Annotated in this window: 21 protein-coding genes; 9 read left to right on the top strand and 12 right to left on the bottom strand. The window is 72.4% G+C overall.

The window, feature by feature from the left end:
• Positions 1-23 precede the first annotated feature (23 nt).
• Together ACSYGO_RS15420 and ACSYGO_RS15415 are read right to left on the bottom strand one after the other, a co-directional pair.
• On the bottom strand, positions 24-620 hold the full coding sequence (locus ACSYGO_RS15420) for an RDD family protein (RefSeq protein ID WP_426675807.1): 597 nt from the start codon (positions 618-620) through the stop codon (positions 24-26).
• Between the two features lie 177 nt (positions 621-797).
• Positions 798-1,592, bottom strand: coding sequence for an adenosylcobinamide-GDP ribazoletransferase (locus ACSYGO_RS15415; protein WP_426675808.1), 795 nt, complete (start codon positions 1,590-1,592; stop codon positions 798-800).
• A gap of 156 nt (positions 1,593-1,748) precedes the next feature.
• Here ACSYGO_RS15415 and ACSYGO_RS15410 point away from each other — a divergent pair, with 156 nt between their 5' ends.
• On the top strand, positions 1,749-2,516 hold the full coding sequence (locus ACSYGO_RS15410; RefSeq protein WP_426675809.1) for a hypothetical protein: 768 nt from the start codon (positions 1,749-1,751) through the stop codon (positions 2,514-2,516).
• On the opposite strand, the gene ACSYGO_RS15405 is transcribed toward ACSYGO_RS15410, so the two are convergent.
• From ACSYGO_RS15405 to cobT, 3 genes are all read right to left on the bottom strand, one after another.
• Positions 2,453-3,154, bottom strand: a complete 702-nt coding sequence (locus tag ACSYGO_RS15405) for a hypothetical protein (RefSeq protein ID WP_460386867.1) — start codon at positions 3,152-3,154, stop codon at positions 2,453-2,455. The genes ACSYGO_RS15410 and ACSYGO_RS15405 overlap by 64 nt on opposite strands.
• A 22-nt stretch (positions 3,155-3,176) precedes the next feature.
• A complete protein-coding gene (locus ACSYGO_RS15400) occupies positions 3,177-4,985 on the bottom strand; it encodes a phosphatidylglycerol lysyltransferase domain-containing protein (protein WP_460386865.1) in 1,809 nt (602 codons plus the stop codon).
• Between the two features lie 465 nt (positions 4,986-5,450).
• Positions 5,451-6,563, bottom strand: a complete 1,113-nt coding sequence (gene cobT / locus ACSYGO_RS15395) for a nicotinate-nucleotide--dimethylbenzimidazole phosphoribosyltransferase (protein ID WP_432173318.1) — start codon at positions 6,561-6,563, stop codon at positions 5,451-5,453.
• 187 nt (positions 6,564-6,750) lie between these two features.
• Between cobT and ACSYGO_RS15390 the strand changes: the two genes are divergently transcribed.
• Complete coding sequence (locus ACSYGO_RS15390) at positions 6,751-7,818, top strand: class I SAM-dependent methyltransferase (RefSeq protein WP_426675813.1); 1,068 nt, start codon at positions 6,751-6,753, stop codon at positions 7,816-7,818.
• 14 nt (positions 7,819-7,832) lie between these two features.
• On the opposite strand, the gene ACSYGO_RS15385 is transcribed toward ACSYGO_RS15390, so the two are convergent.
• Positions 7,833-9,032, bottom strand: a complete 1,200-nt coding sequence (locus ACSYGO_RS15385; RefSeq protein ID WP_432173316.1) for a bifunctional adenosylcobinamide kinase/adenosylcobinamide-phosphate guanylyltransferase — start codon at positions 9,030-9,032, stop codon at positions 7,833-7,835.
• Positions 9,033-9,145: 113 nt separating this feature from the next.
• Here ACSYGO_RS15385 and ACSYGO_RS15380 point away from each other — a divergent pair, with 113 nt between their 5' ends.
• Positions 9,146-9,358: a hypothetical protein gene (locus ACSYGO_RS15380; protein ID WP_028805198.1), complete on the top strand. Its 213-nt coding sequence runs from the start codon at positions 9,146-9,148 to the stop codon at positions 9,356-9,358.
• A 148-nt stretch (positions 9,359-9,506) separates the two neighbouring features.
• Here the strand turns inward: ACSYGO_RS15380 and ACSYGO_RS15375 are convergent, their stop codons facing one another.
• The 3 genes from ACSYGO_RS15375 to ACSYGO_RS15365 all read right to left on the bottom strand — a co-directional run bounded on the left by ACSYGO_RS15375 (position 9,507) and on the right by ACSYGO_RS15365 (position 12,076).
• Positions 9,507-10,604 carry a S1C family serine protease gene (locus ACSYGO_RS15375; protein ID WP_426675815.1) on the bottom strand — a complete coding sequence of 366 codons (1,098 nt, stop codon included), beginning with the start codon at positions 10,602-10,604 and terminating at the stop codon, positions 9,507-9,509.
• A 60-nt stretch (positions 10,605-10,664) separates the two neighbouring features.
• A complete protein-coding gene (locus tag ACSYGO_RS15370; RefSeq protein WP_426676049.1) occupies positions 10,665-11,369 on the bottom strand; it encodes a class I SAM-dependent methyltransferase in 705 nt (234 codons plus the stop codon).
• 80 nt (positions 11,370-11,449) lie between these two features.
• Entirely contained in the window at positions 11,450-12,076 is a 627-nt protein-coding gene (locus ACSYGO_RS15365) for a DUF3043 domain-containing protein (RefSeq protein ID WP_426675816.1), read from the bottom strand.
• Positions 12,077-12,322: 246 nt separating this feature from the next.
• Between ACSYGO_RS15365 and ACSYGO_RS15360 the strand changes: the two genes are divergently transcribed.
• The 5 genes from ACSYGO_RS15360 (at position 12,323) to ACSYGO_RS15340 (ending at position 19,447) form a co-directional block, all read left to right on the top strand.
• Positions 12,323-13,114: a PspA/IM30 family protein gene (locus ACSYGO_RS15360; RefSeq protein ID WP_426676050.1), complete on the top strand. Its 792-nt coding sequence runs from the start codon at positions 12,323-12,325 to the stop codon at positions 13,112-13,114.
• A gap of 21 nt (positions 13,115-13,135) precedes the next feature.
• On the top strand, positions 13,136-13,414 hold the full coding sequence (gene pspAA / locus ACSYGO_RS15355) for a PspA-associated protein PspAA (protein WP_432173315.1): 279 nt from the start codon (positions 13,136-13,138) through the stop codon (positions 13,412-13,414).
• An 802-nt stretch (positions 13,415-14,216) separates the two neighbouring features.
• Positions 14,217-15,488, top strand: a complete 1,272-nt coding sequence (locus tag ACSYGO_RS15350) for a sensor histidine kinase (RefSeq protein ID WP_426675818.1) — start codon at positions 14,217-14,219, stop codon at positions 15,486-15,488.
• Positions 15,485-16,168, top strand: coding sequence for a response regulator (locus ACSYGO_RS15345; RefSeq protein WP_426675819.1), 684 nt, complete (start codon positions 15,485-15,487; stop codon positions 16,166-16,168). Before ACSYGO_RS15350 ends, ACSYGO_RS15345 begins: the two co-directional genes overlap by 4 nt.
• A gap of 156 nt (positions 16,169-16,324) precedes the next feature.
• On the top strand, positions 16,325-19,447 hold the full coding sequence (locus ACSYGO_RS15340) for an efflux RND transporter permease subunit (RefSeq protein WP_426675820.1): 3,123 nt from the start codon (positions 16,325-16,327) through the stop codon (positions 19,445-19,447).
• A gap of 66 nt (positions 19,448-19,513) precedes the next feature.
• On the opposite strand, the gene nadA is transcribed toward ACSYGO_RS15340, so the two are convergent.
• Entirely contained in the window at positions 19,514-20,698 is a 1,185-nt protein-coding gene (nadA, locus tag ACSYGO_RS15335; protein WP_179332380.1) for a quinolinate synthase NadA, read from the bottom strand.
• A 338-nt stretch (positions 20,699-21,036) separates the two neighbouring features.
• On the opposite strand from nadA, the gene ACSYGO_RS15330 reads away from it, so the two are divergent.
• The gene (locus ACSYGO_RS15330; protein WP_282538608.1) at positions 21,037-21,393 is read left to right on the top strand and encodes a HesB/IscA family protein; all 357 of its coding nucleotides are present in this window, start codon (positions 21,037-21,039) and stop codon (positions 21,391-21,393) included.
• 123 nt (positions 21,394-21,516) lie between these two features.
• Here ACSYGO_RS15330 and ACSYGO_RS15325 read toward each other — a convergent pair whose 3' ends face one another.
• Both ACSYGO_RS15325 and ACSYGO_RS15320 read right to left on the bottom strand, forming a co-directional pair.
• Positions 21,517-22,572, bottom strand: a complete 1,056-nt coding sequence (locus ACSYGO_RS15325) for a hypothetical protein (protein WP_460386864.1) — start codon at positions 22,570-22,572, stop codon at positions 21,517-21,519.
• Between the two features lie 101 nt (positions 22,573-22,673).
• Positions 22,674-24,275: a hypothetical protein gene (locus tag ACSYGO_RS15320; RefSeq protein WP_460386863.1), complete on the bottom strand. Its 1,602-nt coding sequence runs from the start codon at positions 24,273-24,275 to the stop codon at positions 22,674-22,676.
• Positions 24,276-24,356: the final 81 nt, after the last annotated feature.

Raw genomic sequence — 24,356 nt, 5'->3', positions numbered from 1 at the left:
CGGCCGCTCGGCCGTGGGGCCGCTCAGTGATAAGTGGGGGCGGCGGGCGGTGCGGGGACGGCGGCGGGCGTGCCGAGCCCCAGACCCGTGACCGCCGTACCGGCCACGCGGTCGGCCAGGGAGCGGCCGGCCGGCGCCAGCACGGGCAGCGCGTTGAGGAGGAAGACGACGACGGCGACGGCCCACACCAGCACCGAGAGCATGAACTCGCCCTCGACCAGCAGGACACAGGCCAGCGCGTACACGGCGACGTCGGCGGTCGTCGTGACGGCGGCCCGCAGCGCCGCCCGGCGCGGCCGGCTCGGCGCCACCTTGAGCCCGAGCAGCGCCTTGCCGAGTGTCCGTCCGGTCAGGGCGAGCGCCGCCCACTGATAGAGGAAGGCGGCGATCACCAGCAGTCCGAAGGCCTGCTCCACGTCCCGGACCACCTTGCGCCACAGGGACAGCCCGAAGCCCTCGGAGGCGTCGAGGACGTCACCGCGTGAGGTGAGGATGTCCCAGCCGCCCCGGGTCGCCAGGTCCGGCACGTCCGTCACGAGTGCCGAGATCCGGTGGAAGGTGAGCACGGCCAGCGCGGACGCCGCCGCGAGCACCAGTGCGAAGTCGATGAACCAGGCCATGAAACGCCGAGTCTTCGGCACAGACGTCCCCCGATCACGATCCGTGTCTGTTCGGCGGCTCAGACTAGTGGGGGCGACGGGGCGCAAGAGCCGTTCCGCGGGGTTCGTTCCACCGTGGTGACAGTGGTGACGGAACGGCGATCCGAGCAGTGGGGTAGGGCCGGCGGGGGCGTTCTGTCAGCCCAGCGACACGACGACGAGCGCGGTCGTCGCCGCCGTCTCGGCGAGGCCGCCGAACACGTCACCGGTGATGCCGCCGAAGCGGCGCGTGCAGTGCCGCAGCAGCAGTTCGGCCGTCGCGCAGGCGGCGGCCACCGCCACCGCGGCGCGCACCGGGTCGTACGTCCCGAGCAGCGTGCCCGCGCCCGCCGCCGCGACGACGACCGCCGCCGTCACGAGCAGGGCGCCGCGCACCGGCACGGTGCCCGCGACCGCCGCGCCCAGACCCTCGGGACGGGCCGGCGGCACGCCCGTGCGGGCGGCCAGCGTGAGCGCGAGCCGGGCGGCCACCGCGGAGACGACCGCCGCGAGGACGCCCCGGGCCCACGAGGCGTCGTAGGCCTGGAAGAGCGCGGCCACCTGAGCGAGCAGCACGAACAGCAGGGTGATCACGCCGAAGGGGCCGATGTCCGACTGCTTCATGATCCGCAGCGCGTCCTCGGCGGGCTTGCCGCTGCCGAGCCCGTCCGCGGTGTCGGCGAGGCCGTCGAGGTGCAGGCCGCGGGTCAGCGCGGCCGGCACGGCGGCACTCGCCACGGCGGCGAGCAGCGGCCCCGCGCCCATGGCCAGCAGGGTCACCCCGAGCAGGGCGGCGCCCGCCCCGACCACCAGACCGGCCAGGGGCGCGCACAGCATTCCGCCCCGGGCGGCGGCACGGTCCCAGCGGGTCACCTGCACGGGGAGCACGGTGAGCGTGCCGAAGGCGAAGCGGAGGCCGTCGGAGAGGGAGGACTTGGGCGCGGTCGTGGACACCGGCGCAGAGTACCCGGACGCTCCGGCTGCGGAGGAGGCGGCCGGAGACCTCGCGCACGGCCCCCGGGGCAGGCCCGGGATCCCGGCGCCGGAAAAGCATGTCGGCCGAGACGGTCGTCGCGAACAAGTGCCGACATACACCAGTAAAGTGCGCATATGGGTCACTGGTTGTACCGGAACTTCGTCGAGCCGGGGAAGCTGCCCCTGCTGCTGGCACTGACCTCGTTCGTCCTGACCTTCGTGATCACCCGCGTCATCGTCCGGCTCATCCGCGCCGGCAAGGGTCCCTTCCGCAACGTCGAGGCCGGGAACCTGCACATCCATCACGTGGTGCCGGGCGTCGTGCTGACGGTGATCGGCGGCTTCGGCGCGGTGGCCAGCGGCCGGTACGGGTTCGGCGCCTGCGCCTGCGCCGTGGTGTTCGGGATCGGCGCGGGCCTGGTGCTCGACGAGTTCGCGCTGATCCTGCACCTCCACGACGTCTACTGGACGGAGGAGGGCCGCAAGAGCGTCGAGGTCGTGGTGGTCACGGCCGCCCTCGTCGGCCTCGTGCTCAGCGGGTTCGCGCCGTTCGGCGTCAACGACCTCACCGAAGAGGAACTCCAGGACCGCGGCAGCGTCATCGCCACCGTCGCCGTGAACTTCCTCTTCGCCCTGCTCGCCCTCAGCAAGGGCAAGGCCCGCACCGCGATCTTCGGAGTGATCGTCCCGTTCGTCGCCCTGATCGGGGCGATCCGGCTGGCCCGCCCCGGCTCACCGTGGGCCAAGCGCTTCTACCGCGCACGGCCGCGCGCCCGCGCCAGATCGAGCCTGCGCGCCTACCACCACGACCGCCGCTGGCTCGGCCCCAGCCGCAGGATTCAGGACTGGATCGGCGGCAAACCCGACCCCGAACCCGCCCGTTCCCTGCCCGGACGCCACTGACGTACCTCGCAGACCCCGCACACGACCAGCACCGCGACGATGGCCGCGAGGTGTTCCTTGCCGGCCAGGTTCCCCTTGAGCAGGACCTCGACCACCATCGCCCCGGTCACCACCGCCGCCGTCACGTACGTCCGGTAGCGCCAGCCGAGGAACACGGCCAGGCCCACCACCGCCGCCGACGGCCCGGCGTCGACGACCCGGGCGTCCGCGCCGGGCAGCCCCAGCGCACTCTGCGGACCCAGCGCGATGCCCACCCGCGCGTAGAGGGTCCCGGCCAGTGTGGCGAGGTACGCGACGGCCGGCGTGCGCCACCGGCCCAGACAGATCTCGGCGATCCCGAACACCAGCAGGATCTGCGCGAGCGCACCCCACACCGGCAGGTCCAGCGCCGGGACGAAGAGGGACAGCGGGGTGCGCAGCAGGGCGAGCCACAGCGGGTCCTCGGCCCGCACGGCACCGACGTTCTGTACGAACCGGTAGCCCCAGGACCGGTTCTGGGCGAACTGGAAGGCCGCCGTCAGGCAGACCGCCGCCATCGTCATGGGGGCCGCCCGCCACTGCCTCGCCGCGAGGGCCCGGCGCACGGTGTCGTACAGCGCCCCCCATTCCGCACGGGCCCAGCGGGCGGGCCGGCTCATCCGGCAGCCCCCGCGGCATCGCTCACATCGTCCCCCGCCGGTGCGACTCCAGGTGCCGGCGGTGGAGCCACTTCGGCAGCCCGGGCGCCTCCAGGAACCCCTCGGCACGCGCGGACGCGACACCGATGCGCAGCAGGTCCGCGCTCTTCTCGAAGAGCAGGAACCTCGGCTCCCAGATGGGCCGGTACTTCGCGTTGGCGCGGTACAGCGACTCGATCTGCCACCAGCGGGAGAAGAAGCTGAGCAGCGAGCGCCACATCCGCAGCACCGGTCCCGCGCCCAGCCGGGCGCCGCGCTCGAAGACGGACCGGAACATGGCGAAGTTGAGCGAGACCTGGGTGATCCCGATCTCCCGGGCGCGTCGCAGGAGTTCGATCACCATGAACTCCATCAGCCCGTTCTCGGAGTCGCGGTCGCGTCGCATCAGATCGAGCGAGAGTCCGTGCGGGCCCCACGGCACGAAGGACAGCACCGCCCGCAACTCGCCGTCGGCGTCCGTGCATTCGAGCATCACGCACCGTCCGTCGTCCGGGTCGCCGAGCCGGCCGAGCGCCATGCTGAATCCACGCTCGGTCGCCCCGTCCCGCCAGTCGTCGGCGCGCCGCAGGAGGTGGGTCATCTCGTCGGCGGGAATGTCCTCGTGGCGCCGGATGCGGACCTGGTAGCCGGCCCGCTTCACCCGGTTGTAGGCCTGCCGGACGGTCCGCATGGCACGGCCTTCCAAGGTGAACTCGGCGGTCTCCACGAGGGCTTCGTCGCCGAGCTCCAGCGCGTCGAGGCCGTGCCGCGAGTAGATCGTGCCCGCCTCCTCGCTCGCCCCCATCACCGCCGGGATCCAGCCGTGCGCGCGGGCCTCGGCGAGCCAGGGTTCGATGGCACCGGGCCACGCCTCGGGATCGCCGAGCGGATCACCCGAGGCCAGCGAGACGCCGCCCACCACGCGGTACGCCACCGCCGCCTTGCCGGTCGGCGACCACACCACGCTCTTCTCCCGGCGCAGCGCGAAGTAGCCCAGGGAGTCCCGGTCGCCGTTCCGGTCGAGCAGCGCGCGCAGCCGCTTCTCGTCGTCCTCGGTGATCGGGTCGACCGCGCGGCGCGAGCGGAAGGCCGCGTAGAGGACGGCGAGGAGCAGCAGGGTGCTGAGCACGTTGATGGTGACGTTGACCCAGTTGGGGATCGCGATGCCGGGGTAGTGGGAGTCGTCGGCGGCGACCGACACCAGGCGCAGTGTGCCGTAGCGCCAGCGGTCCAGGAACGTCGAACGGTACGCGTCGTGCGCCTGGTTGGCGACCGTGACCAGCAGCGTGGCGAACAGCGACGCCACCAGCAGCCCGCCCACCGCGACGGCAGCGGCCAGCTTGGGGTTCGACCGGTCGCCCTTGGCGTAGAACTCCCGGCGGCCGACGACGAGCGAGCCCACGAAGGCCGCGGTCAGGGTGAGCGAGACCCAGTTCTGCGCGTACCGGCGGATCTCCGGGAACGCCATCGCGACGGCGAACAGCAGCAGGAACAGGCCGCCGAGCACGAGGTTGAGGATCCACGCGGCCCGCTTGCGCCGGCGCATCGTGATGGCCAGGAACATCGTGAACACACCGGACGCGAAGCCCGCCGTCAGCAGGTACGGCGTGAAGAAGTTCTCGGTGTTGTGGCGCCGTACGTCCTGTCCGAGCGACACCCACGCGGCGCTCAGGAAGTTGATGAACGTGACGGCTCGCAGATACCAGACGGCGAAGGCGGCGGCCCGCCGGGAGGCGGGCGCGGACCGCGGGTCCCCGTCGGCCTGGCGGGCCGACGCCCGCTCCCGCACGGCGGCAATTCGGGCATCTCCCATGAAGGGTGATGATATGGGCTGGGGTCGTGTGTGCGAGGGAGTGAGGTGTCGGGTGGTTCCACCCACTCCCAGTGGGAGTGAATCCCACAACTTTTCCCGCCCGCGCCGCCCGCGCCCGGCCCGTGCCCGAGGCTCCGCCCCGCACCCCGCTCCTCAACCGCCGGGGGGCTGATTTCAGCCCGTCCGGCGCTTGAGGACGAGGCCGTCCAGGCCGATGCGGGGGTGCGGGGGCGGCAGCCCCCGGAGAAGGGACGGGCAGGGACGGCGGGGGCGAAAAAGGCCTGACCTGCAACGGCGCGAGACCCGCCCCGCCGGAACCGAGGCAAGCCGCCTCGCCGGAACCGAGGCAAGCCGCCTCGCCGGAACCGAGTCGACCCGCCTCGCCGGAACCGAGTCGACCCGCCTCGCCGGAACCGAGTCGACCCGCCTCGCCGGAATCGAGGCAACCCGCCCCGCCGGAACCGTCTACTCGGGAAGCTCCGCCTCCGACTCGGCGCCCGGCGTCTCCGCGGCCGGAACGTCCGGCTCCGGCTCCGGCGCCTCCGGCAGCTCCGCCGACAACGCGGCCGCAGCCTGCACCAGGGGAAGGGCGAGCAGCGCACCCGCACCCTCACCCACGATCACTCCGTGGTCGAGGAGCGGTTCGAGAGCCATCCGGTCCAGCGCCTTCGCCTGGGCCGGCTCCCCGCTGTTCTGCCCGGCCAGCCACCAGTCCGGCGCCCGGAAGGCGACCCGCTGCGCGACGAGGGCGCACGCGGCCGACACGACCCCGTCGAGGATCACGGGCAGCTTGCGCGCCGCGCTCTGCAGCAGGAACCCGGTCATCGCCGCGAGATCGGCGCCCCCCACCGTCGCGAGCAGCTGCAACTGGTCCCCGAGCACGGGCCGGGCCCGCCGCAGGGAGTCCCGCACGGCCGCGCACTTGCGCATCCACGCGAGGTCGTCGATGGCCTCGCCGCCCCGCCCGGTGACGACGGACGCGTCGGTCCCGCACAGCGCGGCGACCAGCACGGCCGCGGCCGTGGTCCCGCCGACGCTGATGTCGCCGAGGACCACCAGGTCCGTGCCGGAGTCCGCCTCCTCGTCGGCGACCGCGACGCCAGCGCGGAACGCCGTCTCCGCCTCCTCCAGGGTGATCGCGTCCTCGACGTCGATCCGCCCGGAGCCCCGCCGCACTCGGTGCCGCACGACCTCGTCGGGCAGTCCCTCCGGGTCGCAGTCCAACGACATGTCGACGACGCGCAGCGGCACGCCGAGCCGCCGGGCCAGCACGGCCGCCGGTGTGGCGCCCTCCAGGACGGCCCGCACCAGCCGGTCGGCGGTGCCCGCGGGCCGCGCCGACACGTGCAGCGCGGCGATTCCGTGGTCGCCCGCGAACAGCACCACGCGCGGCTGCTCGATCGGCCGCACCGGTACCGCGGACTGTGCCGCCGCCAGCCACTCACCCAGGTCGTCGAGGCGGCCCAGTGCTCCGGGCGGCACGATCTGGCGTTCCCGGCGCGCCTCGGCGTCACGCCGCACGCCGCCGTCGGGGCGCTCGATCAGATCGGTGAAGTCGTCGAGATTAAGCGAGCTCATTCGCCGAACAGTACCGGCACCGGTCGAACACGGCTGCGCCACGTCGTTGCGCCACGGAGTGCCACGCGCTACGTACCTTTTGTATCGGATTGTCGTACACCTCGAATATCCGGTCCGCCCCGGTGCGCCGGCCCCTCCGCCCCCTCACCCCCGCTGTCCCGCCGCCCCCGTCGTCCCAGGAGCGCCCATGCCCCGCACGCCGCAGTCGATCGCCGAGCGCCGCGCCGTCTACGCGGCCGAACTCGCCCGGGGCACCGACCGCTTCCACGAACCACGCCGCCAGGACTGCCCGTGGTGCGGTTCCCGGCGGCTGCACACCCGGCTGCGGACGCCGGACCTCGTGCAGCGCAAGCCCGGCACGTTCGTCGTCGACGAGTGCGGGGACTGCGCCCACGCCTTCCAGAACCCCCGGCTCACGCCGGAGGGACTGGCCTTCTACCAGCGGGACTTCGAGGACGACACCCAGGAGCGCCTCCTGCTGCGGCAGCTCGCCGCAAGGGGCCGCCGGGGCCGCCATCGGCTCGCCGCCCGCGCGCTGCTGCCGCACGCCGAACCGGAGAGCTGGCTCGACGTCGGCACCGGGCACGGGCACTTCCCGGCCGCGGCCAGGGAGATCCACCCGTACACGGCCTTCGACGGGCTCGACCCCTCGCGGCGCGTGGAGAAGGCGCGGGCGGCAGGCCGGGTGGAGGAGGCGCACCGCGGACGGCTCACCGACCGCCGCGTCGCCGAGCGGCTGCGCGCCCGCTACGACGTCGTGAGCATGTTCCACCACCTGGAGCACACCGCCGACCCGCGCGCGGAACTGCGGGCCGCCATGACGGTCCTGCGGCCCGGTGGCCACCTGCTCGTCGAAGTCCCGGACCCCGAGAGCGCGTTCGGCACGCTGCTCGGCAAGTGGTGGGTGGCGTACGGCCAGCCGCGCCACCTCCACCTGATGCCCCTGCCCAACCTGATCGACGAACTGGAGACGCTGGACTGCGAGATCGTCGCCACGGACTCCCGTGAACCCCACGCCCCCCACGACCTCTCCGGCGCCCTGGCGCTGGCCCTCGGCCACGCCCTGCCCGACCCGGACGCCCTGTGGCGTCCCTCTCCGCCGAGCCCGCTCCGGCACCGGCTGCACCGGGTGCTGACCAGGTCGGCGGTCCCGGTCCTCGCCGTGTCGTCCGCCTTGGACCACGCCCTGGCCCCCGTCCTGCGCCGCACCCGCTTCTCCAACGCCTACCGCGTCATCGCCCGCAGACCGGACTGAGCCGTGGTCCGCGGTCAGCCGCGCAGCGTCAGGGACTGTCCCGCCACGACCAGCAGCACATGCTCGCACTCACCGGCGAACGCCGTGTTCAGACGGCCGAGTTCGTCGCGGTAGCGGCGGCCGGACGCGGTGGCGGGGACGATGCCGGAGCCGACCTCGTTGGAGACCGCGACCACCGTGCGGCGGGTACGGCGGACCGCGTCGACGAGTTCCTCGACGCGGGCGCGCAGCTCACGTTCGCCGTCGTCGGCCCAGTCCGCGTCGTCCCAGGCGTTCACGGAGTCCATCGCGTCCGTCAGCCACAGCGACAGACAGTCGACGAGCAGCGGAGGGCCGTCCTCGGCGAGCAGGGGGACGAGGTCGCAGGTCTCGGTGGTCCGCCAGGAGGCGGGGCGCCGGTCGCGATGGAGGCTGACCCGGGACGCCCACTCGGCGTCCCCGTCGCGGGTGCCGCCTGTCGCGACGTACAGGACGTCGGGGAAGGACTCCAGGCGCCGCTCGGCCTCGACGGACTTGCCGGACCGCGCGCCGCCGAGGACCAGGGTGCGGCGTGGCACGTCCGGTACGTCCTCGTAGACGCCCACGTCGAGGGTGGTGCCGTCCGGCACCGCCCGGGCGCCCGCCGCCGCGAGCCGGCGTCGCAGCTCGCGCCCCGGCGGCACGTCGTGGTCGAGGTGCACGGCGATCACGTCCGTCGTCGGGCCGACCGCACCGGCCGCGCGCAGCTTCGCCAGGGCGTCGGGGCGTCCCACGACGTCGGCGAGCACCATGTCGTACACGTCGGTGTGTGCGTCGAGCCCGGCGGGCGCCGTGCCCGGCGGCAGGTACAGCAGCCGCTGTCCGTCCGGCCCGGTCACCGCGTACCCCGTGCCGGGCGCGTCCATCGCCACCGCCCGCACCCGGTGCCCGGTCAGCAGCGCCAACTCCCGCCCGTCGGGCACCCGGCCGGGCTGCGGCAGTCCGGCCGGCACCTCGACGGGGGGTCCGTCGTGCGGGTGCGAGAGCAGCACCTGCCGTACGCCGCCCAGTGAGTGCCCGGCGCGGGCGGCCGCGAACGCGGCGCCGGGTGTGAGGTCGAGAAGGAGGGTGCCGTCCACGAGCAGCGCGGTCGCCGCCCGCGCGTTCTCGCCGAGCGCGGTCGCGCAGGACGCGCAGGGACAGTCGGGGCGGGGCAGTCCCTCGGGAGCGCCGGTGCCGAGCAGAGTCAGTTCCACGACATTGATTTTTCCGTGTCCCCGCAGGTCCTGCGCGTCCGGCTAGGCTTCGGGCTGGAGCCGGATCTTGTCCGGCTTCCGCTGTGCAGTGTGCTCACATCTTGGAGGCGTACATGGCGGCATGGACGTGGCGGTTCGAGAAGTCCGACGGGACAGAGGTCCAACCCGCGGTGCAGCCCGAGGAGTTCACCACGCAGGGGGACGCCGAGTCCTGGATCGGTGAGGTGTGGAAGGACCTCGTGGAGGGTGGCGCCGACCAGGTGTTCCTCTTCGAGGACAGCACGCAGATCTACGGGCCGATGAGTCTGCACGCCGATCCCGAGTAGGCCGGTCGGGGTTGCCGGGGCAGCACCCCGGCAACCCGCCCGGTCGGCGGGGCAGTCCGTCCGCGCCCATGGCTCCCGCCCCCGCACCAGGGGCGCTCGAAGGCTCTCGGCCCTGCGCTCGGAGCGCCCGACCGCATGCGTCCGAGGCCTACTGCTCGCCCAGCGTGACCTCGACCGTCTCCTCGTGGTTGTCCCGCACGAGGGTCACCTTCGTGCGGTCGCCCGGCTTCAGACCGGCGAGCGCCTCGGCGAGCGAGGTGATCGTGGTGACCTTCTCGTCGCCGACCCCGATGATGACGTCACCGGCCCGGATGCCCGCCCTGTCGGCCGCGCTCCCGCTCGTCACGCCGGCCACGGCGACGCCCACGGGCTGGTAGGCGTCGTTGACGACCGTGCGGCCCGTGACGCCGAGCGCGGCCCGGCCCGAGTCGGTGACCCTGCCGGACCTGATGATCTGGTCCGCGATCGTCTTCACCGTGGAGGCGGGGATCGCGAAGCCGATGCCGGGCGCCGCCCCGCCGAGGTCCTGGGAGACGGCCGCGAGCGTGGGGATGCCGATGACCTGGCCGTCCAGGTTCACCAGCGCCCCGCCGCTGTTGCCGGGGTTGATCGCCGCCGACGTCTGCACCATGTTCGCGATCGTCGCCCCCGTACCGCCGTCGCCGCCGCCCTCGCTGACGGTGCGTCCGATCGCGGACACGATTCCCTGGGTCACGCTGGACGACAGGCCGAGCGGTGACCCCATCGCCAGCACGATCTGGCCGACCTCGACCTTCGTCGAGTCCCCGAACACCGCGGGCTTCAGCCCGGCGGGCACCTTGTCCAGCTCGACGACCGCCAGGTCCTGTTCGGGGTAGGCGTAGACGAGCGTCGCCGTCAGCTCGTCCTTGTCACTGGCGATGGTGACCTTGAACGTCTTCTCGTTCCCGATCACATGCGCGTTGGTGACGATGTGCCCCTTGTCGTCGTACACGACGCCCGACCCGAGGTCCTTGGACGCCTGGATCTGCACCACCGACGGCAGGACGTTCCTGATCACCTTCAGGTAGTCGTCCTGCAGGTCGTTGGTCACGCGCGGCGCCCGAGCCTGCGCCTGCGTGGTGGTGCCGTCCTTCGTGGCGGAGGCGGAGTCGCCGGTGCAGCCGGAGAGCAGCGCGGCCGGCAGGAGGAGAGCGGTCAGGGGCGCGACGATGCGGGGAGTACGGGCACGGGTGGGTGTGCGGGCGGCGCCACGGGAATCGGCCATGCCCGAAGTGTCCCTTTCCGGCTCGCGGGCCGACCCGTGATGCGCACCCGAACGGGTCGGTCAGCCACGCACTCCGCACAGGTGCAGCAGTGCCGCCACCCGACGGTAGGGGTCGGTCCGCCCGGCCCGCTCCTCGCAATTCAGCAGCGTCGCCACGTCCGGTGGAACGGCCGCCCCGTCCGCCGCCGTGTCCGTGAAGACCCGCACCCCGTACCAGGCGTGCAGCGGCGCCCCGATCCCGGCGAGCGTCGCCGTCAGCGTGGCGAGCCGGTCGGCACGGACGTCGAGCCCGAGCCGGTTGGTGTAGGCGGTGGTGTCGAACGCGGTCAGCGTCGTCCCCCAGTCCCCGGACAGCCCGGGACGCATCGCCAGCGCGTCGGCGTTGCGGACGAGCAGCGAGAGCAGCCCGCCGGGCGCCAGCATCCGGGCCAGACCCGCCAGCAGCGCGTCCGGCTCCTCGACGTACATCAGGACGCCGTGGCACAGCACCACGTCGAAACTGCCCGGCAGGAAGTGGACGCCCGTCTCCCGGCCGTCGCCCTCGATGAGGCGGACCCGGCCGCGGATGCCCTCGGGCTCGGCGGCCAGCGCCTCACGGGCCACGGCCAGCATCGTCGCGTCCTGTTCGAGCCCGGTCACCTGATGACCGGCACGGGCCAGCCGCAGCGCCTGCGTGCCCTGGCCCATCCCGACGTCGAGGATGCGCAGCCGCTGCCCCACCGGGAAGCGTCCGGCTATCTGCTCGTCGAGCTGCCGGGCGACCAGCTCCTGTCGTACGACATCACGCAGGGCGCCCAGCTTGTTCAGCCAGGCGTCCGCCGCGCCCCCGGAGAAAGACGTCGTGCTCAGGGCCGCTCTCCGCGCTTGACCTGCGGCTTCGGCAGCCGGAGTCGACGCATTTGGAGGGTGCGCATCAGCGCGTAGGGGACCGCGCCCTTCTTGGGCTCGTCCGGGAAGCGGGTGGTGAGCTGCTTCTTCAGACGGAACGCGATGCCGATCGAGTCGAGCACGATCAGCACGATCACGACCAGCCAGAGCAGCAGCGCGATGTTCTGGAGCGAGCCGACCCGCACCATGCTGAGGACGAGGATGACCACCGCCAGCGGCAGGAAGAACTCGGCGATGCAGAACCGCGAGTCCACGAAATCACGCGCGAAGCGGCGCACCGGCCCCTTGTCGCGGGCGGGCAGGTAACGCTCGTCGCCGCTGGCCAGCGCCTGGCGCTGCCGCTCCATCGCGGCGCGGCGGTCGTCGCGCTGGCGCTTGGCCGCCTCCTTGCGCGTCGTCGGCGTATTGGCGACGCTGCGGCGCTGGGTCTGGGCCTCACTGCGCTTGGGCGTGGGGCGACCCTTGGGGGCCTGCGGGTCACGGGGCTGCTTGGAGTCGGTCACCGGCGCCTTGTCGGCGGGGGCCTTCTCTTCCTTGGCACGGCTACGGAACACAAAACCCAAGGGTACGGGGTTCGCGGGCATGGACGTCGTGCGAGTGGGGAACGATCCGGCAACACCGTACGTCTGTAGTGGGACAGAGGGGACGTTGTGCCCGGGCCGACCCCGAGTGCCACCTACTCCCTACGCCGGAGCGGTGCCGTACGCAGTCGTCCTTGGGGATGAGCGCATCCGTCCCCGAACAGTGCGGTAATGGATGCAGGGCCCGTACTGTGGGTTCTGTTGCAGTACCTGGAGCTGGAGTCCGTCAGAAGGGGGCGCGCGAAGCCCATGAGCGGTGTCATGAAGCGTATGGGGATGATCTTCCGCGCGAAGGCGAACAAGGCCCTTGACCGGGCCGAGGACCCGCGCGAGACCCTCGATTACTCGTACCAGAAGCAGCTGGAGCTGCTGCAGAAGGTGCGCCGTGGCGTCGCCGACGTGGCGACCTCCCGCAAGCGCCTGGAACTGCAGCTCAACCAGCTCCAGAACCAGTCCTCCAAGCTGGAGGACCAGGGCCGCAAGGCGCTCGCCCTCGGCCGTGAGGACCTGGCCCGCGAGGCCCTGTCCCGCCGTGCCGCCCTCCAGCAGCAGGTCACCGACCTGGAGACGCAGCACCAGACTCTCCAGGGCGAGGAGGAGAAGCTCACTCTCGCGGCCCAGCGGCTCCAGGCCAAGGTCGACGCCTTCCGTACGAAGAAGGAGACGATCAAGGCGACGTACACGGCGGCCCAGGCGCAGACCCGGATCGGGGAGGCCTTCTCCGGCATCTCCGAGGAGATGGGCGACGTGGGCCTTGCCATCCAGCGTGCCGAGGACAAGACCGCGCAGCTCCAGGCGCGCGCCGGCGCCATCGACGAACTCCTCGCCTCCGGTGCCCTCGACGACCAGTCCGGCATGGCCAAGGACGACATCCAGGCCGAGCTGGACCGGCTCTCCGGTGGTACGGATGTAGAGCTGGAACTGCAGCGCATGAAGGCGGAGCTGGCCGGCGGTTCCTCGTCGCAGCAGGCGATCGAGGGCGGCACGGGACAGTCCTCCCAGCCGCAGCAGCAGGACACACCCCGCTTCGACAAGCAGTGACCCACGCCTGAGGAGGGCGACATGATCGTACGGATCATGGGGGAGGGGCAGGTGAGGCTGGACGACGGCCACCTCACCGAACTGAACAAGCTGGACGACGAGCTGCTCACCGAACTGGAGGGCGGCGACGAGTCCGGCTTCCGCCGCACCCTGGTCGCCCTCCTGGAGGCGGTGCACCGCCTCGGCACTCCGCTCCCCGACGACTCGCTGGAGCCGTCGGACCTGATCCTCCCCTCGCCCGACGCGACCCTCGAAGAGGTCCGCGAGATGCTCAGCGACGACGGCCTGATTCCCGGCTGACCGGGACGGACCGCCGCGGGCGGGCTCCGGCCGCCCGCCCGACGTCCGAGACCGCCGGGCCGCCCGCAGGACGGCGGCCGGGCGGCGCCTCCCGGGCCGTGCGGCATTCCGGCCGGGGCCCGGCACTCGCTCCGGCAGCACGTCGTGCGTGCACCCGGCGCGCACTTCGCCTGCATTTCGGCAGGCGTGCCTGTATTTCGGCTGGCGTGAGGCCTTCACCGCGGCAGCACGTCGTGGGTGCACCCGACGCGCACTTCGCCTGCATTCCGGCAGGCGTGCGGCCTCCACTGCGGCGGTATGTCGGCGGGGTTCGCGCCCCTCCGCCCGCATTCCGGCAGGCGTGCGGCACTCGCTCCGGCGGCACATCGCGCGTGCACCCGACCCGCACTTCGCCTTCCGGCAGGCGTGCGGCCTTCACCGCGGCGGTATGTCTGCGGGGCCCGCGCCCCCTCCCGCCTGCAGCAGCCGGCGCTCACTCCGACGCGCCCCCGGCCGCTGCGCCGCTGCGCTGCTGCGCCGCTGCGCCGCTGCGCCGGTGCGCTGCTGCGCCGGTGGGTCCGGCGGCCCCCGCCGCTCCTCCCGCGGCGCTCTTCCCGCGGCGGTCCGGCGTGCTCTCCGCCCGGTACTCCGGCGGGCAGGCGTTCCGCAGGCAACCGGCGTCCCCTCCGAGCCACGTCGGCGGGTGCCCGCACCAGCTCCGGCGGCACGACGGGTGGCGTCGGGCGCTCCCGGCGGCAGGGTCCCGGTGCCCGAGGCGGCAGCACCCGTTCCAAGGCCGCCGGGGCCCCCGTACCGTAAAGCCGTGAGCACCATCGAGCGCACGAGGGACTGGCTCCGCGCGCACCCCCTCGCCCTGGACGCCGCCCTCGCCGCGGGTGTCCTCGTCAGCATGGTCGCCGGCTCCTTCGTCGACCCGCACGGAGAGAACGGAGCGACCTGGGGTGCCCGCACCCCGGGCGCCCTCGGACTCACCTTGATGGTGCTCGGCGCCGCGGCCCTGGTCTTCCGCCGCCGCGCCCCGCTGACCGTGCTCGCCGCCACCGTGGCCTTCTCCCTCGTCGAGCTGGTGACCGGCGACCCCCGCGCCCCCGTGGCGATGTCCGCCGTCGTCGCCCTCTACACGGTGGCCTCGGCCACCGACCGCCCCACGACCTGGCGCGTCGGGCTGGTCACCATGACCGTCCTGACCGCGGTCGCGATGCTCGCGGGCCCGATGCCCTGGTACGCGCAGGAGAACCTCGGCGTCTTCGCCTGGACCGGCATGGCCGCAGCGGCGGGGGACGCCGTGCGCAGCCGGCGCGCCTTCGTGCACGCGATCCGGGAGCGCGCCGAGCGGGCCGAGCGCACCCGCGAGGAGGAGGCGCGTCGGCGCGTCGCCGAGGAGCGGTTGCGGATCGCCCGCGACCTGCACGACGTCGTCGCCCACCACATCGCCCTCGTCAACGTGCAGGCCGGAGTCGCCGCGCACGTCATGGACAAGCGGCCCGACCAGGCCAAGGAGGCCCTGGCCCACGTGCGGGAGGCCAGCCGGTCCGCGCTCAACGAACTCCGCGCCACCGTGGGGCTGCTCAGGCAGTCCGGGGACCCCGAGGCGCCCACCGAGCCCGCTCCCGGCCTCGCCCGGCTCGACGAGCTCGCCGACACCTTCCGCAACGCGGGTCTGCCCGTCGAGGTGGCCCGCAGCGACCAGGGCCTGAGCCTGCCCGCGGCCGTCGACCTCGCCGCCTACCGCGTCATCCAGGAAGCCCTGACGAATGTGCGCAAGCACGCCGGACCGGACGCCAAGGCCGAGGTCAGCGTCGTACGGGTGGGACCGAACGTGGAGGTCACGGTCCTCGACGGCGGGCCCGGAGGCGGCGAACCCGGCAGGGACGGCGGCCCCGCCGGGGAGGAAGGACCCGGCCCGCACGACGGGACCGCGGAGGGCGGCGGCCACGGGCTGCTCGGCATGCGCGAGCGGGTCACTGCGCTCGGCGGCAGCTGCACGGCCGGTCCCCGCTACGGAGGCGGCTTCCGGGTCCATGCGATCCTTCCGGTCAAGAACCGCACGCCTGCCCTGGGGGACTCCGTATGACCATCCGCGTCGTGCTCGCCGACGACCAGGCACTGCTGCGCAGCGCCTTCCGTGTGCTCGTCGACTCCGAGCCCGACATGGAGGTCGTGGGGGAGGCGTCCGACGGCGCGGAGGCGGTGCGGCTCACCCGCGCCGAGCGCGCCGACGTGGTGCTGATGGACATCCGGATGCCGGGCACGGACGGTCTCGCCGCCACCCGGCTGATCACCGCCGACCCGGGGCTCGCGCACGTACGCGTGGTCATGCTGACGACCTTCGAGGTCGACGAGTACGTGGTGCAGTCGCTGCGGGCCGGAGCGTCCGGTTTCCTCGGCAAGGGGGCCGAGCCCGAGGAGCTCCTGAACGCCATCCGGATCGCGGCCGGCGGCGAGGCGCTGCTGTCCCCGGCGGCCACCAAGGGACTGATCGCGAAGTTCCTCGCCCAGGGCGACGGCGCGGACGACGAGCGGGACCCCGCCCGCGGCGAACGGCTCGCCGCGCTGACCGGGCGCGAGCGCGAGGTGCTGGTCCAGGTGGCGGGCGGTCACTCCAACGACGAGATCGCCGAACGCCTCGAAGTCAGCCCGCTGACGGTGAAGACGCACGTCAACCGGGCCATGGCGAAGCTCGGCGCGCGCGACCGGGCGCAGCTGGTCGTCATCGCGTACGAGTCCGGGCTGGTCCGTCCACGGGTGGACTGAGCTCCACCCCTGCGTACTGCGCCTGGAGTAGGGACTGCATAAGGAAATGGGTCCACAGGCGGGCGGATGGGCCTTCGCCCATGGCTCAGGGTGTGAGGTGGGGCGCTCACATGCGTCCCACCCTCCGCTCACGCCACGGAAGAGAGTCCAGCACCCATGTCCTGGCTGTCCAGATTCAGCCTCGCGCAAAGGGCCCTGATAGGGCTGATGTCGATCATCGCGCTCGCCTTCGGGGCGATCGCGATCCCCCAGCTCAAGCAGCAGCTGCTGCCCACCATCGAACTGCCCATGGTGTCCGTGCTGGCGCCGTACCAGGGTGCGTCTCCCGACGTGGTCGAGAAGCAGGTCGTCGAGCCCATCGAGGACACCCTCGAAGCCGTCGACGGCATCACCGGAGTCACCTCCACCGCGAGCGAGGGCAACGCCGTCATCATGGCGTCCTTCGACTACGGCAATGACACCAAGCAGCTCGTCGCCGACGTCCAGCAGGCCGTCAACCGGGCCCGCGTCCAGCTCCCCGACGACGTCGACCCGCAGGTCATCGCCGGTTCGACGGACGACATCCCGACCGTCGTCCTCGCCGTCACCTCGGACAAGGACCAGCAGGCCCTGTCCGACCAGCTCGACCGCACCGTCGTGCCCGCCCTCAAGGACATCGACGGCGTCGGCCAGGTGACGGTCGACGGCGTGCGGGACCTCCAGGTCACCGTCACGCCCGACGACAAGAAGATGGCGAAGGCCGGCATCACCCCGGCCGCCCTCGGCCGGGCCCTCCAGGCGGGCGGCGCGACCGTGCCCGCCGGCTCCTTCGACGAGGACGGCAGGAACCGGACCGTCCAGGTCGGCGGCGGCTTCACCTCGCTGCGGCAGATCGAGGACCTGAGGGTCAAGGGAGAGGGCGGCGGCAAGCCGGCCCGTCTCGGTGCCGTCGCCGAGGTGAAGCAGGAGCAGGCCACGGCCGACTCCATCACCCGCACCGACGGCCGGCCGAGCCTCGCCGTGAACGTCACCATGGACCACGACGGCAGCGCCGTCGCCATCTCCGACGCGGTCAAGGACAAGCTGCCGGACATGCGCCGCGACCTGGGCGCGGGCGCGTCGATCACCGTCGTCAGCGACCAGGGCCCCGCGGTGTCCAAGTCCATCCACGGGCTGACCACCGAGGGCGCGCTGGGCCTGCTCTTCGCGGTCCTCGTCATCCTGGTGTTCCTGGCGTCGGTCCGTTCGACGCTCGTCACGGCGGTGTCCATCCCGCTGTCGGTCGTGCTGGCCCTGATCGTGCTGTGGACCCGCGACCTGTCGCTCAACATGCTGACGCTGGGCGCGCTCACGATCGCGATCGGCCGTGTCGTCGACGACTCGATCGTCGTCCTGGAGAACATCAAGAGGCACCTCGGCTACGGCGAGGAGCGCGAGGAGGCGATCCTCAAGGCGGTGCGCGAGGTCGCGGGCGCGGTCACCTCGTCCACCCTCACCACGGTCGCCGTGTTCCTGCCGATCGGCCTGACCGGCGGCATGGTGGGCGAGCTCTTCGGCTCCTTCAGCCTCACCGTCACGGCGGCGCTGCTCGCCTCCCTGCTGGTGTCGCTGACGGTCGTGCCCGTCCTGTCGTACTGGTTCCTGCGCGCCCCGAAGGGCACCCCCGCCGACGCGGACGAGGCGCGGCGCAAGGCCGAGGAGAAGGAGGCGCGCAGCCGTCTCCAGCGCTTCTACGTGCCGGTCCTGCGCTTCGCGACCCGGCGCCGTCTGACGAGCGTGCTGATCGCGGTCGCGATCCTCGTCGGCACGTTCGGCATGGCGCCCCTGCTGAAGACGAACTTCTTCGACCAGGGCGAGCAGGAAGTCCTCACCGTCAAGCAGGAGTTGAAGCCGGGCACCAGCCTGGCGGCGACCGACGCGCAGGCGAAGAAGGTCGAGAAGCTCCTGGACGGCGTCAAGGGCGTCAAGGACTACCAGGTCACGGTCGGCTCCTCCGGCTTCATGGCCGCCTTCGGCGGCGGCACCGACACCAACCAGGCGACCTACCAGGTGATGCTGGACGACTCGGCGTCGTACGAGGACGTCCAGGACCGCATCGAGGACGGGCTGGGCAAGCTCTCCGGGATCGGCACCACCACCGTCGCGGCCGGCGACGGCTTCGGCAACCAGGACCTGAGCGTCGTCGTGAAGGCCGCGGACCAGGACGTGCTGCGCAAGGCGGCCGACCAGGTCCGTGACGAGGTCGCGAAGCTCGACGACGTCACCGACGTGACGAGCGACCTGGCGCAGAGCGTGCCGCGCATCTCGGTCAAGGCCAACTCCAAGGCCGCGGCGGCCGGTTTCGACGACACCACGCTCGGTGCGGCCGTCGCCCAGGCGGTGCGCGGCACGACGAGCGGCAAGGCGACGCTGGGCGACACCGAGCGGGACGTCGTCGTCAAGTCGGCCGAGCCGGCCACGACGTTGGCGCAGCTGCGCGCCCTGCGGGTGGGCCCGGCGAAGCTCGGTGACATCGCGGACGTCGAGGTGGTCGACGGTCCGGTCTCGATGACCCGGATCGACGGCCGGCGGGCCGCCACCATCACCGCGAAGCCGACGGGCGAGAACACGGGCGCCGTCAGCGCGGACCTCACGTCCAAGCTGAACGCGCTGAAGCTGCCCGCCGGGGCGACGGCGGAGATCGGCGGTGTCTCCCAGGACCAGGACGACGCGTTCGCCTCGCTCGGCCTGGCGATGCTCGCGGCCATCGCGATCGTCTTCATGCTGCTGGTCGCGACGTTCCGTTCGCTCGTCCAGCCGCTGATCCTGCTCGTCTCGATCCCGTTCGCGGCGACCGGCGCGATCGGCCTCCTGGTCGCCACCGGCACCCCGATGGGGGTCCCGGCGATGATCGGCATGCTGATGCTCATCGGCATCGTGGTGACGAACGCGATCGTGCTGATCGACCTGATCAACCAGTACCGGCGACAGGGCCACGGCGTTGTCGAGGCGGTCGTCGAGGGCGGCCGGCACCGGCTGCGCCCGATCCTGATGACGGCCCTGGCGACGATCTTCGCGCTGCTTCCGATGGCGCTCGGCGTCACCGGTGAGGGCGGCTTCATCGCCCAGCCGCTGGCCGTGGTCGTCATCGGCGGCCTGATCAGCTCCACCCTGCTCACCCTGCTGCTCGTCCCGACGCTCTACGCGATGATCGAGATCCGCAAGGAGCGCCGCGCCGGGAAGAAGGCGGCGAAGCGGGCGAAGAAGGCCGGGGTGCCGCCCCGGCAGACGTCCGAGGAGCCGGAGCCGGCCCAGGTCTGACCCGTACGACGCCGAAGGGGCGCTCCTCCGCCGGAGGGGCGCCCCTTTCGCGTGCAGACGCGGGACCTACGGCAGGGCCAGCATCCGCTCCAGCGCGAGCTTGGCGAACTGCTCCGTCTCGCGGTCCACCTCGATGCGGTTGACCAGATTGCCCTCGGCGAGCGACTCCAGCGTCCAGACCAGGTGCGGCAGGTCGATGCGGTTCATCGTCGAGCAGAAGCAGACCGTCTTGTCGAGGAACACGATCTCCTTGTCCTCGGACGCGAAGCGGTTGGCCAGTCGCCGTACGAGGTTGAGCTCCGTGCCGATCGCCCACTTCGAGCCGGCCGGGGCCGCCTCCAGGGCCTTGATGATGTACTCCGTGGAGCCCACGTAGTCGGCGGCGGCGACCACTTCGTGCTTGCACTCGGGGTGGACGAGGACGTTCACGCCGGGGATGCGCTCGCGCACGTCGTTCACCGAGTCCAGCGAGAAGCGGCCGTGCACCGAGCAGTGGCCCCGCCACAGGATCATCTTCGCGCCGCGCAGCTGCTCGGCCGTGAGCCCGCCGTTCGGCTTGTGCGGGTTGTAGACGACGCAGTCGTCGAGGGACATGCCCATGTCGCGGACGGCGGTGTTGCGGCCCAGGTGCTGGTCGGGCAGGAAGAGCACCTTCGACCCCTGCTCGAAGGCCCAGTCCAGCGCGCGCCGGGCGTTCGACGACGTGCAGATGGTGCCACCGTGCTTGCCGGTGAACGCCTTGATGTCCGCGGAGGAGTTCATGTACGAGACGGGCACCACCTGCTCGGCGATGCCGGCCTCGGTGAGCACGTCCCAGCACTCGGCGACCTGTTCGGCGGTGGCCATGTCGGCCATCGAGCAGCCGGCCGCGAGGTCGGGCAGGACGACCTTCTGGTCGTCGCCGGTGAGGATGTCGGCGGACTCGGCCATGAAGTGCACACCGCAGAAGACGATGTACTCCGCCTGCGGGCGGGCGGCCGCGTCCCGGGCCAGCTTGAAGGAGTCGCCCGTGACGTCCGCGAACTGGATGACCTCGTCGCGCTGGTAGTGGTGGCCGAGCACGAAGACCTTGTCGCCGAGCTTCTCCTTGGCCGCGCGGGCGCGCTCGACCAGGTCGGGGTCGGACGGCGAGGGCAGGTCGCCGGGACACTCGACACCCCGCTCGCTCTTCGGGTCGGCCTCACGGCCGAGCAGCAGCAGGGCGAGGGGCGTCGGCTGTACGTCGAGCTCCTGGGTCTGGGCGGTGGTCACGACACGCACCCTTTCTGTTCTGCGGCTCGCCGGGCCCGTAGGTGCGGGTCCGGCGGAACAATGCCTTTTCGTCGAATTGACGCTATCTATCATAACCGCTTCACGTCACGTTGACGATGTCCATAGCGTCGATGTGACGTGAATCCCGGTCGCCTCGACGGCAGGTGACACGGAGGTGTCCGTGGGGTTGTCCACAGGGCGCTGTCCGCGCGCAGGGGCATGTGCGAGCATGAATACGGAAAGGCAGAAAAGACACGCGCACGGCCCGGAATGAATCCGCGGCCCCGCCGGTTGCAACCGTCGGCAAGCAGTCTCCGTACAACCCGGGAGAGAAGCAGATGTCCGTATCGGACGAGACCACCACCGTGAGCGACGGCATCATCCTGTCCGACGCCGCAGCGGCCAAGGTCAAGGCCCTGCTCGACCAGGAAGGCCGCGACGATCTGGCGCTGCGCGTCGCCGTTCAGCCCGGTGGCTGCTCCGGCCTGCGCTACCAGCTCTTCTTCGACGAGCGCTCCCTCGACGGCGACGTCGTGAAGGACTTCGACGGCGTCAAGGTCGTCACCGACCGCATGAGCGCCCCGTACCTGGGCGGCGCGTCCATCGACTTCGTGGACACCATCGAGAAGCAGGGCTTCACGATCGACAACCCGAACGCGACGGGCTCCTGCGCCTGCGGCGACTCCTTCAGCTAGGCCCCGGCACACGTCCGGTCACGTACGAAGGCGGCGCCCCCTGAGACGGGGCGCCGCCTTCGTTGTGTGCCGGTCAAGTGTGCAGGTCGAAGGGCGTGCACAGGTCGAAGTCACGTGCGCGGGTCAGAGGCACTCGCTGGGGTCCTCGGGCGGCACGGCCTCCTCGAACCACCTGCCCTCCGGTCTGGCGGGATCCCAGCCGCCGACCTCCCACGCGGGCGCGAGCCGTGCGCCTTTGGCAGGGCAGGGTTCGTAGGTGAGGATCAGCCGTACCGACCGGATCGTCACATGGCGGGTCTCCGTCCCGGGCACTTCCGAGGGGACGCCGGGCCCGGCGAACTGCGCCCCGGTGCGTGTCAGCGCCGTGCGGGAACTCGTCACCGGCGCCTCGCCGATACGACGGGGCAGCCCCACGAAGCCCGTGGCGGAGGTCACCCGGCCGTCGCCGTCCACGGAGAGCTCGGTGGTCCAGCCTGACGTGGGCAGCCCGTCGATCATCGGGTCGGCGGTGACACGCCGCCTGTTCTCCGGTGCCGGGGCCGTGGCCAGGGTGGAGTCGGTCTGCCCCAGCGCTTTCAGGACGGGGAGTGCGGCGGCTTTCGCGCGGTCCTCGTCGACCAGCCGTGTGCTCTTGTCCGGGCGCTTGCCGTAGCCCCATGCGCCCCACTGGTCCTTCTGCACGATGAGCTCGCCACTCGGGGGGTTCGACCAGAAGTCGCCCTGGTCCCGTACGCCGGTCACGCCGAGCGCGCGAGCGAGGCGGGCCGTCTCCGCCTCGGTGACCTTGCGGTCGGCGCGGTACAGCGGGGCGGACCGGGGAGCACGCGGCAGCGCGCCCTCCAGGTGGTAGACGATGCGGACCGGCAGCGGAGTCGTCAGCTGCCCGGCACCGGCACTCGGTGCGGCGGGCGCGCTCCCCCCGGCATCGGTCGGCCGTGCGGCGGGCGTGTTCCGCCCGGCATCGGCCGGCCGTGCGTCCGGCGAGGCGGCTCCGCTTCCGGGGCTCCCGTTGCCGGAGGCCCGCAGCACCCCGTATCCCGCACCCCCGAGGAGCAGCAGCGTCGCCGCCGCGATCGAGAGGACCGTCCGCCGGGACCGCCGCCCGTCGGGCGTGCCCCGTTCGTCGGTCCCCGGCTCCAGGATGCCGTCCGCCGGAACCTGCTCGTCGCCCGCGCTCATCGCTTCGTCCTCCGCCCCTCGACCGCCGCATCCCACCGATGCCTGAGCCCGGACGTCAAGGGAGGGGACAAACCGCCCGCGTCGTGCGGGCGGTCGCACCGCTACCGGGGCTGCGCCGACGTGGGAGAGTTCATCTCCGCGCCGGCCGGCTTGCCCTCCGGGATCTGTTTGCCGTCCGACCCCACGACCTTGCGGTCACCGAGCGGCTCGTCCAGGGTCACGGTCCGCTCGACGAGCTTGGCGATCATGATGCAGACCTTGTCCTTCCACGGCGTCTCGGTGACCGTGACCTGCACCTTGTCCGAGCTCTGGTCCGCCGAGGCCGAGTAGTCGGAGCACACCCCGCCCCAGAAGCTCACGGTCAGTTTCTTGCCGTCGGCGGTGTAGCCGACGACCTTGACGTCCCGGGTCGTCGGCCCCGAGGTCGGCTCGTCACGGGGTCCGGTCGGCCGCGGGCTGGGTGTCTGGGCCGGCGCGGGCTGCGACGGCTGCGGTGCGGCCAGATACCGCGGCTCGACCGCCGGATGCGTCACCGTGAAGGCGTCTTGCGCCCCCTGCGTCCGTACCTCGAACAGCCAGGACGGCACCAGCGCCTGCCGTCCGTCCGCGACGCGTGCCGCCAGCCCGAACACGGCCTTCTCGACGGTCGTCGTCTGCGTCGCCGGCAGCGTCGTCGCGTGCTCGCACGGCTTCTCGTCGCGGTCCTTGAGCGGTACGGGGCTGGCGCAGCCGCCGATGCCCTTGCGCCCGCCGCCCGGCGCCGCCGCCGAACCGCCGTTCATCAGGTCGAGGGTCTTCCGCGCCCCGAGGACCGGGTAGGTGTCGCCCTTCACCGGCGCCTTCAGCTGTCCGCTGCCGCTGACGACCTTGCCCTCGGAACCGATCTGGAGCCCGGTGGCCCAGCCGTACGTGGGAAGCCCGCCGACCTTCGGGTCCGCGTTCACGACACGCACCCGGTCGTCGTTCATGAGCTGGGTCGCGTCCAGCTTCGCGTCGTCCTGCCCGACGGCCTTCAGCACCGGAGCGGCCGCCTTCTTGGCCTCCTCCTCGCTCACCGCCCCCGGACGCATCCCGGCCAGACCGGCGGAGCCGACCGGTACGCAGCGCTTGCCCTTGGGGCAGTTGTCGGTCCCGGGGACGAACGAGCTGTACGTCCAGGTCCCGGGCGCCGCCCGGTTCACCTGGAGGTGGGGCTCGCCGGCGTCCTTGGTGACGCCGACCTTCCAGACGTCACCGGCCAGCCTCGGCGTGCCCTTCAGACCGAGGGCCTTCGCGAGCCGGGCCACCTCGGCACCGGTCACCTCGCCCTTCGCCCAGTACACGGGTGACGAGTCCGGCCCGTCGGGCAGTTCCCCGTCCGCGCGGTAGGTCACGCCGTACGGGTTGGGTTCGCCCGGCGCGATGCCGTCGGTGCCGCCGTCGGACCCCGAGCCGCTCGTGGCTCCCTCCGAGTAGCCGTCCAGGGCGAGCGGCGGGGGAGTGCCGTCACCCCCGGGGGCCCCGGACCCCTGACCGCTCCCGCCGCCGGACGCGGTCGCCGCGAAGTACGCGCCGCCGCCCCCGACGAGCAGCACCGCGGCCGCGACCGAGGCGATGACCACGGGGGATCGCCGGCCGCGCGGGCCCCCCGGCTCCTCGGCGGGACCCTCGGCAGGCCCCTCGACGGGAGGGGCCGCGTCGTTGTCGGGTCGCTCGGTGCTCACCGCATCGCTCCTTCGGCTCTGCTGTCCCATGACCCGGCCCTGTCAAAAACGGGCTCTGGTGGGTCGTATACCGCATCCCCT

The organism is Streptomyces krungchingensis (genome assembly GCF_054729265.1).
This window is presented reverse-complemented; position numbering and strand designations above follow the sequence as displayed.